We start from the raw sequence: 8,160 nt of genomic DNA, 5'->3' as shown, positions 1-8,160 counted from the left end.
GGTATCGGGTTAAGTTTAACTTTGACCTGAAAAGCTGGAACAGCGGTGAAGAGAGCTTATGGGTCAGACTGGCAAAACCGTATGCCGGTAGCCGTTATGGTTTTCACTTTCCGCTTATTGACGGTACGGAGGTGGCGATAGCCTTTACTAACGGTAACCCTGACCGCCCTTATATTGCTTATGCGATGCATGACAGTGCCCACCCTGACCACGTTGCAACGGCCAACAAACATCGCAATGTGATTCGCACAGCGACCAACAATAAACTGCGGATGGATGATAAACGCGGTCAGGAGCACATCAAGTTAGCCACTGAATATGGAAAAACCCAGCTTAATATTGGTCACTTAGTTAACCAGAATAAAGAGCAGCGAGGTGAAGGGTTTGAACTGCGCACTGATGAATGGGGCGCCTTAGCGGCGGCAAAGGGGTTATATCTGACCACCCAAACCGAACCGAAAGCGCAGGGCAAACAGCTGGATATGCAAGGTGCGATTACTCAGTTAGAAAACGCCTTATCGATAGCTAAATCCCTGCAAAATGCGGCTAAACAATCGGAAGCACACAGTGCTGATACCGACAGTCAAAATCAGCTCAAGGCAAACTTAACTGAACTGGCGCAAAGTGGCATTTTAGCTTATGCACAGGAGGGCATTGCGTTAACCAGTCCTGAAAACATCCAACTATCCACGAGTAGCAGTATTTCCTTAACCAGTGAAAACCAGACTGATATTACCGCCTTAAAAACCATCACCTTGTCTGGTGGTGAATCAATGGGGTTATTTGCTCACAAATCGGGGATGAAAGTTTTTGCTAACCAGGGGGATATAAACCTGCAAGCGCAAAATGCCAACCTGAATATGGCCGCCAAGCAAGATGTCAAAATTGACAGTGTTGATGGTGAGCTGACAATCACAGCCAGTCAAAAAATCACCTTAATTTGTGGTGGCTCTTATATCAAAATCAGTGAAGAGGGGATTGAGCTCGGTACAGCTGGTAATGTGTATATAAAAAGCAATGCCCTGCAAAAAATGGGCACTGCACAAAAAAATAGATCAGAGATAACATTACCTGAGACTATTGTAACTGAATTCTTGCCAAATAAATTAGACCAAAATGATAAATATAGCTTAAAGTTTCTTATGGTTAATGATGAAGCGGAACCATATAAAAAGACTAAATATTTAGCTTTTATGGAAGATGGTTCAGTTATATGCGGTGAAACTGATGATAACGGTTATACAGAAAGGTTTTATACTGAAAAAGAAGAAAAAATTACTATTCGCTTAATTCTAAGTAAAACGAGTAAAGGAGAAATTATTAACCTGTAAAACATTAATAATTAGATGGTTATTTTTTAACTATAAAAATAAATGATTAAAATAATGGTTCAAACTCAAATGACAGTATACAACATCTCCACAAGTATAAAGACAAATACCAATCATAAATATATTATTTATGAAATGGAGTTATATAAAATAGATGATAAGGGTAATAAAATTTATGCTTTAAAATCTACAGGCAAACAGCCATTACAATCTGATAAGAAAACGCTAGTTCATCCTTCACTAGATATTTCAGATCCAGATACTACATCTTATATATTAGAGCTAAATCTATACCATAAACTAGGTGAGGATGAATATGAAGTATTACCTGAACCTATGACAGCAATTATTCCGCTTAAGGGTTTTGTCACGTCAGAAAAAAAGTGGGGTATATCAAGGGAGTTTGAATACAATGAAACAACCGAAAAAACTCAATATGGAGGCGTACCTATATATGAAGTTAAAATAACTTTCAAATCAAAAGCTTTTGAGGTTAAAGAACTCCCACCAGATGTTCTGTTAGATCCTTTTGATAAAACTAAAGTTGAAAGAGCTTTAAAAGAAAGATTGAAAAAAAAATATGATTTTCCTGATCAAGGTGAGGCTAGTTTATGTGGACCGGCAGTGTTCTTTTATTGTTTATTAATGGATAGATCAGATTTATATCAACAGGTTGTAAAAGAACTTTGGGAATCGGGTGAAACTAAAATTGGCACTTTAAAAATAAAACCAAGTTATGGTTGTCGTCACCCCAGTAAGTTTTTTAAAGAAGATAATCAACCAAAAACACCTCCCATAGATTGGATGACCTTAGCGAGTTTAAGGGATTCAGAAAATAATCTTTTTGATTACGACTCACCTGATGATCAAGCTCAAGGTATTAGCACCGCCGGTGACCTTAAAACATGGTTTGAAAAGTCTGGTACTAAAATTTTATATGATATTAATACAAATATAATGACACAGATTACTGGACCACATTTAACTTTGGCCGATTTATGTCGTTTAAATTCTTATATACGCCCGGATACCCATGTTATTGTACTAATAGCCGCATCGCTACTTTTATATGGCGAAGAATCTACAACTAAAGATCACTGGATAGTTTGGACAGACAAATTAAAATTACTTAATGGTCAAGACATAACTGAACAAACCTCATTAACGGAAGAAGTTCAGCTTGAGCTATTTTCATGGAGAAAGGTGAAAAATTGGTTGAGAGCTGGAATCTTTTTGAAAGATGTTGTGCAATGTTCGTTTGCTGCTATTATCGTGAGTAAAATTCCTTAAAAAAATACTTTAGTTAACAAAAATTAAATAAACCTTGGAGTTTCTATGAAAAAATCACGATATTATTTAACCTCACTAATCAAACTACTTTTGATCTTTGTGCTTGCTGGTTGCGCATCAAAAGGGAAAATTTTACCGAAAAATTTACCTGATGCCACATTAAATAAACCTTATTATGCTGAAATTTTTATTTACGTTGGTCCAGGTCCTGTAATTGGTAGAAGTTTTCATTATCAAATTGAACCTGAAAATTCAGGAATTGAGTTAGCGCCTTACGATTTAAACTCACCTGCTGCATATAATCATCTTGCTGTAAAAGGAAGCCCTAAAGTAACCGGAATGATTAAGATTAAAATTGCAGGTAGTACTTATGGTACAATGTTCTCTGGAAAAGAATTTAAAAAAATTTATACTATTAACGTTGAACAATAGTATTTAAATTGGAATAAATTATATGAAAAAATCACGATATTATTTAACCTTACTAATCAAACTACTTTTGATCTTTGTGCTTGCTGGTTGCGTATCAAAAGGGAAAATTTTACCGAAAAATTTACCTGATGCCACATTAAATAAACCTTATTATGCTGAAATTTATATTCACCTTGGTCCTGTAATTGATAGAATTTTTGATTATCGAATTGAGCCCAAAAATTCCGGTCTTGAATTAGCGCCTTTCGATTTAGATGCAAAGCATGCATATAATCATCTTATTATTAAGGGAACTCCTATAGTAACAGGAACCATAGTAATTAAAATGCATGGTATTACTTTAGATACACTGCATCAACCGGCAGAAGAATTTGAAAAAAACTACACTATTAATGTAGAACAATAGTGTTCAAATTGGAGGTTATTATAGGAATAAATGGAATTTAATTTCAAGTTAGTCATAATTTATTTCAGATTTTTTATAAGTTTACACCAGAATTACTGTAAAAATTAAATACTCCAAGCAGAACCAATCTAAGGCTTCAATTTGGAATTTATACCATTAAATAATCTTATTTAACCATACAAACAACTTTTATGCAGAAACTCTAGTTTCAGAATGGTATGCCGAGGTAAATACTGAAGATAAACGGATGAAATGGGAAGCATTAAACAGTGAAATGACGGATGATGCGGAAAACTATTTGGGTTATATAAAATACGGTGATGAAGCAAAACGTGATGCATATGTTAGTAAGTTTGATGCAAGCGAACAAGAATCAATAAAACAAGGCTTAGAACAACAAAGAAGAGACTATGAGCGTTTTCCAGCAGATTATAAAGATGCCCCCGAAAAGAAATTAACACCGGAGCAACTTAACTTATTTGGCATAATAAAAGAGTTAGAGGAGAAGGCAGAATTATGGGAAAAAACCAAAGAAAAAGCGACAAAAATGCTGTGGTGGGAAGATGTAGTCGAAGGATTAGCTAAGCAAAGTCAACAGACAGAACAAAGTGACACTGAAACAGAAAAAGATAAAACAGAAGACAGCTCAAAGCAACAAACCGAAACATCATCAACGCCTGCCACGTTAAGCCAAAATGGTGAGGTTTGGTTTATGCATCCTGTGGCGATGGTGGATTATTATATGGAAGGGAAAAAAACTGAAACATGGGACAAAGTAACAAACTCAAGGATAGCATTATTACATCCAAAAATTCGTCAACACACTTTAGATTTTATAAATGATGCTGAAAGTAAGTTAAATTTGAAGTTAAGAGTATCAGATGGTTATAGATCTATAGAAGAACAAAATAAATTGTATGATAAAGGTAGAGTAAATTCGGATCCTATTGTGACAAAAGTTAAAGGTGGATACAGTTTTCATAATTATGGATTAGCCATTGATGTGGTCGAAATTTTAGATAATAAAGCAATTTTTTTAGATGATAAACACCGAAAAATTAAAGAAATAGTAGATATTGCAAAATCTTATGGTTTTTTATGGGGGGGAGATTGGATAACATTTAAAGATTATCCTCATTTTGAAATTACTTTTGGTTATAAAGCATCAGAATTATTAAAAAAATATAATGAAGGAGAATTAGATGATGAAGGTTATGTCAATATTAGTTAATTTCTTAATATGTTATCTTTTTATTGCAAACGCAAACGCAAACGCAAACGCAAACGCAAATGCAAATGTATTTGAAACTCAGTCCTTCTCATCTGAAGGAGCGGAATTAATTTGTGAAGATAAAAAAAATAGTGATTTATTATTAAACGTTTATGGGGAAACATTTAAAAGTAATATTAAAGTTATCAATAGTAAACCTCATAATTATAGAATAAAAGCTAAATTTAGTTATTATGATCGCCCGATTTATGAAAAATTCAGAAATATTTTAACTATTGATTATGATTTTTATATTGAAAATGATCAAGTCCTTGTATCGTTACTAGGCTCAGATTACAGCCAAAAAATAAATGAGATCTATGAATCTATTAAACAAATATTAAAAGAAGCTCATGAAAATAATAAATGTTTATCATGGAATTTTAAGTAAATATTTAAAAATAACTTGCGTTTTTATACCTTTACTCATAAAAGTGATTGTTTAATGAGCCAGATATTGAATATTAGCGAACGATTGAAATCATTTTTGGTTATAAAGTATCAGTATTATTAAAAAAACATAATAAAGAAAAATTAGATGATGAAAGGTATATTATATTTAATTAGTCTCAATATTTTATTATTATCATTCACTTTAAAAGCAGAAGAGATGACGCTTGAATCCTTACATTCGACAGAAGGAGCTTTGTTAAATTGTAAAAAAGATCAACTTGAACTAGGAATTTATGGTGAGACATACCGTTCAAAAATTATGGTCATAAAAGTGAAAGATAAACTTGAAGTAAAATCAAACACCGAATACTACAATTTACCAATAGGTTTTCATGATAAAAATTTGAAATCTGAAACTGTTTTTATTGTTGAAAGTAAATATTTTATTAAAAATAAAAAGATTATTTCTGCTATTTCACTTGATCCTTTATATTTAAAAAAGGCTAGAGAAGATTTGTCTACTTTAGTGGATGCGATAAAAGAAGCTCATGAAAATAATAAATGTGTATCTTGGATTTTTGAGTAACGGTTTAAAGAATATGAATTTTTACATCTTTACTCAAAAAGTGAATGGTATGAAGAGCTGGATGCGGAAGGAAAGCGGCCGGAATGGGAAGCATTAAACAGTGAAATGACCGATGATGCGGAAAACTATTTGTATTTGGGTTATATAAAAGACGGTGATGAAGCAAAACGTGATGCATATGTTAGTAAGATGGATGCAAGCGAACAAGAATCAATAAAACAAGGCTTAGAACAACAAAGAAGAGACTATGAGCGTTTTCCCGCTGATTATAAAGATGCCTCCGAAAAGAAATTAACACCGGAACAACTTAAATTATTTGTCATAATAAAAGTGTTAGAGGAGAAGTCAGAATTATGGGAAAAAACCAAAGAAAAAGCGACAAAAATGCTGTGGTGGGACGATGTAGTCGAAGGATTAGCTAAGCAAAGTCAACAGACAGAACAAAGTGACACTGAAACAGAAAAAAGTCAAACATCGCCCCCCTCAACTGAGCAAACCGAAACTTCATCAACGCCTGCCACGTTAAGCCAAAATGGTAAGGTTTGGTTTGTGAATCCGCTTACATTATATAATTTTGTTTCATGGAAAAGTTTGATAAACGTTGAAGTTTTCCTTACTAAGTATGAAAGCGAACATAAAAAATTTAAGAAAAACGAGAACGATATCGTTCCGAACTTTAATCAGAAATCTAAAGATGCTCTTTGTGGAATTATTGAAAGAATAAATCTATTTTATAAAAAAAATGATGACTTTAAACCGAACATTTACTATATATCTTATATGTTAGCAACAGCTCGTTGGGAAGCTAGCTGGGGAAATGATTTCTTCTGTGCATTGGAAGAACGTTCCGGTGGATTAGGAAAAGAATATTTTAATAAATATGACCCTGTATTAGCAAGCACTGAAGCTTTACGAAAAAATGCTAAGAACAATGGAAATATAGTCGAAGGAGATGGTTATAAATATCGAGGTCGGGGTTTAGTTCATTTAACTTGGAAAAATAACTATAAAAAGGCTAGTAATTATTTGGGTGTTGATTTTACAACCGATCCAGATAAAGCTGCGGAACTTGACTTTGCTGTACCAATTATGATTTGGGGAATGATGAAAGGGGTTTTTACAGGTAGTAAATTACCTGAGTATATCTATAAAAATCATATTGATTACAAAACTGCAAGAAAAGTAATTAATGGCAGTGATAGTGCTGATAGCATAGCTTCTTTTGCGAACTTGTTTGAATCAATTCTTCGACAAACATCAAATTTAACTGAGGAATTCTAGAGTGAAAAAAATCATCATATTGATATTATTAATGATAATCAGTAGTTTTAGCTACGCAAAGCGACCTTGTAATGTTAAATCATCTCAAGAAAATAAACAATTTAGTATTGATTCAAAAGTTTATAAATTCACTTCTTATTTTTGTGAAGATGAAAATGATGAGGAAGAAGTTTTTGCAAAAAAAGCCATATTAGAAGTGCAGGCAAAAAATACTAGCAAATTATATAAAAATGTTATTGGAATACGCGGAATGCTGAATATTGCATTCGAAGCATGGAATAATCAGCCTGCATTGTATTACTTTATGCCAGCAGCTGAATCTATTGAAGCACATATACCTATTATTGTTAAAAATAATGATTTAATGGTTCAATGTATATATATAAGCCAACAATTAAAAAATTTTATGGTAGCCAATTATTCGTATTGTGGCGATAAACAAATCATCCAAAATGGATTTGGTGAAGATGCAATTTTAAATCTATTTCCAGATTTTTATTTATACAATATATACGATAATATCTACTATCCAGAAACTAATAAATATTTATCTGATAAAGAATTCGATGCTTTTATTGGTAAAATAGATGATATCAGTTTTTATCGACGATATTCCTCACTTTCTGATTATTTTTTGAATAAATTCAGAGTAATAATAGTAAATAAAGAAAAAGAATACTGTTTTAAAGAATCAAAAGTTTACCAACGAATAGGGGAGGTAAAAACTGATGGAATTATTGGATTAGATATTTTTGATGCAAAAGGGAAAAAAACTTTTTATGATAAAAAGGCATTATTAGAATTATTAAATAAATCTAATGTAGAACCCAATATCAAATCTTACATCCAGCAAGAAAAAATAAATCTTTATAATGAACCCAATGATAACTCTTCAACAGATATTTATATAATAAAAAACGATATGGTAAAAATTTTGGATGTAATTTGGGCTGATGAACAACATTCGAGAGTCTGGTATAAGATAAGTTATAACAGTAAACAGAACGGTAAAATAATTAAATGGATTAAAGGGGATTCATTTACTATTTGGTAAATAAATTTATTAATAAAATATCTTATTATTACTAATGTAAAAATTAAATTGTGAAAATGAAAACCTTGATTTTCAATTATTGATAAAATTGCTCACCAACTATATGAAGAATTACTA

General features: G+C 32.1%; 9 protein-coding genes. All 9 read left to right on the top strand.

What is annotated here, in order from left to right; genetic code table 11:
* Positions 1 to 1,331 (top strand): DUF2345 domain-containing protein (locus J3U66_RS06430; protein WP_267348445.1); only part of this gene is annotated, 1,331 nt, incomplete at its 5' end.
* Positions 1,332 to 1,385: 54 nt separating this feature from the next.
* Positions 1,386 to 2,621 (top strand): hypothetical protein, encoded by a 1,236-nt coding sequence (locus J3U66_RS06425; RefSeq protein WP_267348443.1) that lies wholly within the window; start codon positions 1,386 to 1,388, stop codon positions 2,619 to 2,621.
* Between the two features lie 45 nt (positions 2,622 to 2,666).
* On the top strand, positions 2,667 to 3,053 hold the full coding sequence (locus J3U66_RS06420; protein WP_267348441.1) for a hypothetical protein: 387 nt from the start codon (positions 2,667 to 2,669) through the stop codon (positions 3,051 to 3,053).
* A 22-nt stretch (positions 3,054 to 3,075) separates the two neighbouring features.
* Positions 3,076 to 3,459, top strand: a complete 384-nt coding sequence (locus tag J3U66_RS06415) for a hypothetical protein (RefSeq protein WP_267348439.1) — start codon at positions 3,076 to 3,078, stop codon at positions 3,457 to 3,459.
* 247 nt (positions 3,460 to 3,706) lie between these two features.
* Positions 3,707 to 4,690 (top strand): M15 family metallopeptidase, encoded by a 984-nt coding sequence (locus tag J3U66_RS06410; protein ID WP_267348437.1) that lies wholly within the window; start codon positions 3,707 to 3,709, stop codon positions 4,688 to 4,690.
* Positions 4,662 to 5,120, top strand: a complete 459-nt coding sequence (locus J3U66_RS06405) for a hypothetical protein (RefSeq protein ID WP_267348435.1) — start codon at positions 4,662 to 4,664, stop codon at positions 5,118 to 5,120. The genes J3U66_RS06410 and J3U66_RS06405 overlap by 29 nt, the downstream gene beginning before the upstream one ends.
* 147 nt (positions 5,121 to 5,267) lie before the next feature.
* Positions 5,268 to 5,708 carry a hypothetical protein gene (locus tag J3U66_RS06400; protein WP_267348433.1) on the top strand — a complete coding sequence of 147 codons (441 nt, stop codon included), beginning with the start codon at positions 5,268 to 5,270 and terminating at the stop codon, positions 5,706 to 5,708.
* Positions 5,709 to 5,813: 105 nt separating this feature from the next.
* Positions 5,814 to 6,989 (top strand): hypothetical protein, encoded by a 1,176-nt coding sequence (locus J3U66_RS06395; protein WP_267348431.1) that lies wholly within the window; start codon positions 5,814 to 5,816, stop codon positions 6,987 to 6,989.
* 1 nt (position 6,990) lies between these two features.
* Entirely contained in the window at positions 6,991 to 8,043 is a 1,053-nt protein-coding gene (locus J3U66_RS06390) for a hypothetical protein (RefSeq protein ID WP_267348429.1), read from the top strand.
* The last annotated feature ends 117 nt before the right edge of the window (positions 8,044 to 8,160 follow it).

The organism is Gilliamella sp. B2969, from assembly GCF_026536195.1.
Classification (GTDB): domain Bacteria; phylum Pseudomonadota; class Gammaproteobacteria; order Enterobacterales; family Orbaceae; genus Gilliamella.
Note: the sequence above shows the minus strand (reverse complement) of the source record. Positions and strands in the feature narration are given on the sequence as shown.

Bases quoted from the DNA above. Each gene is read 5' to 3' on its own strand.
- J3U66_RS06420 (WP_267348441.1), top strand. From the start codon at position 2,667: ATGAAAAAATCACGATATTATTTAACCTCACTAATCAAACTACTTTTG.
- J3U66_RS06415 (WP_267348439.1), top strand. From the start codon at position 3,076: ATGAAAAAATCACGATATTATTTAACCTTACTAATCAAACTACTTTTG.
- J3U66_RS06405 (WP_267348435.1), top strand. From the start codon at position 4,662: ATGATGAAGGTTATGTCAATATTAGTTAATTTCTTAATATGTTATCTT.
- J3U66_RS06400 (WP_267348433.1), top strand. From the start codon at position 5,268: ATGATGAAAGGTATATTATATTTAATTAGTCTCAATATTTTATTATTA.
- J3U66_RS06410 (WP_267348437.1), top strand. From the start codon at position 3,707: ATGAAATGGGAAGCATTAAACAGTGAAATGACGGATGATGCGGAAAAC.
- J3U66_RS06395 (WP_267348431.1), top strand. From the start codon at position 5,814: ATGACCGATGATGCGGAAAACTATTTGTATTTGGGTTATATAAAAGAC.
- J3U66_RS06425 (WP_267348443.1), top strand. From the start codon at position 1,386: ATGGTTCAAACTCAAATGACAGTATACAACATCTCCACAAGTATAAAG.